The 676-nt window shown below is 59.8% G+C and carries 1 protein-coding gene; it reads right to left on the bottom strand.

Going from position 1 to position 676, the window contains the following annotated elements:
• The coding region (locus tag A5695_RS14925) for a class I SAM-dependent methyltransferase (RefSeq protein ID WP_156749663.1) at positions 1 to 676 on the bottom strand (676 nt) is incomplete at both ends.

The raw sequence follows: 676 nt of genomic DNA, 5'->3' as shown, positions 1-676 counted from the left end.
GGCCGCTTCCTTATTGGCCTCTAGATTTTCCGCCCAAATATTGAGAGTCCGCTCGTAGTGCTCACGCAGTAATTGGACCTTTTCGACCGAGAATCCGGCGGGCTCAGCGAATTTGAAAATATCTTCCTGGGTCGGCAGCTGGCCACCCGGAAAAATCTCGGTGCCGATGAATCGCGCGAATTTCACATCGTTCATCGTCAGCTTGATGCCGAGTGCGGGCATCTGCTGCCATTGATAGGTCAAAATGGTGTGCAACAGCATCCGACCGTCATCGGGCAGGATGTGGTGGGCGCGTTCAAAAAACGCCGGCCACCGGTCGGCCTTGAACGCCTCGAAGGCGCCAATGCTGACGATCCGGTCGACCTTGTCTTCGAACTCCTCCCAGCCCTGCAGCCGCACTTCGACGCTGCGCTCGGTGGGGATGGCGGCCATTTTGGCCTTGCTGTAGGCAAACTGGTTGCGACTCAGCGTGATCCCGATGACGTTGACGTCATACTTCTCGACCGCCCGCTGCAGCGCTCCGCCCCAGCCGCAGCCGATGTCCAGCAGCGTCATACCCGGTTCCAGCTTCAGCTTGCCCAGCGCCAGGTCGATCTTGGCGAGCTGCGCCTCTTCCAGGGTCATGTCGTCGCGCTCGAAGTAGGCGCAGCTGTACGTCTGGGTAGGGTCGAGGAGC

Origin of the sequence: Mycobacterium sp. E1747 (assembly GCF_001667775.1) — a bacterium.
Classification (GTDB): Bacteria; Actinomycetota; Actinomycetes; order Mycobacteriales; family Mycobacteriaceae; genus Mycobacterium.
The sequence above is the reverse complement of the archived record's forward strand: the minus strand, read 5'-3'. Positions and strand labels throughout refer to the sequence as shown.